Origin of the sequence: Salmonella sp. SAL4457 (assembly GCF_046548235.1) — a bacterium.
Lineage (GTDB): Bacteria > Pseudomonadota > Gammaproteobacteria > Enterobacterales > Enterobacteriaceae > Salmonella > Salmonella enterica.
In genome coordinates this window covers 1-543 of the sequence record NZ_JBGDZO010000034.1, presented here as the reverse complement: position 1 = coordinate 543, position 543 = coordinate 1, and the positions used below count along the sequence as shown (strand labels likewise).

Sequence of the window (543 nt, the reverse complement as noted above, 5' to 3'; positions counted from 1 at the left end):
TTCATGCACATGGTGGCCAACAATTTTTCTGGAATACGCATCCGTTACCAGGCTTAGGTACAGCGGGCCGCTACAGGCTGGCAGGTAAGTAATGTCCGCCGCCCAAACGTGCTCCGGTCCTGACGGGACAACCTGGTTCGGGCCTGACTTGAGTAGGTTCGGATGGCGGTAGAAGCGGTGAAAGCTTTGTGTTGTCTTGTGATACGCCCGCTTGGGCAACACCAGCAAACGGCGCTCTCCCAGGACCTGAAATAGTCGGTCTCGGCCAATTTGGAGCCGCCTATCAGGCTGGCAATGCAGCAGATAGTGCAGCTTTCGTGTGCCTAGTCGTGGCTGACGTATCCGGATTTGTTGAACAAATTCGACAACCCGATCTGCCTGGCGTGCTTTGCTATCAGCAGCTCGATTGCGCTTGTAGTAAGCCTGTCGGCTCATGCCAAGAAACTGACAAGCCCTGGCAATGCTCAGTCCTGCGACTTGACCTTGCGAGAGGACTTGCCGGATCGCTTTTTTACGACCGATACACCGTAATCATTTTTCAGG

At 54.3% G+C, this 543-nt stretch carries 1 pseudogene; it reads right to left on the bottom strand.

The features are described from left to right. Positions 1-543, bottom strand: a pseudogene (locus ACLJNW_RS23075) (IS3 family transposase); the annotation flags it as partial.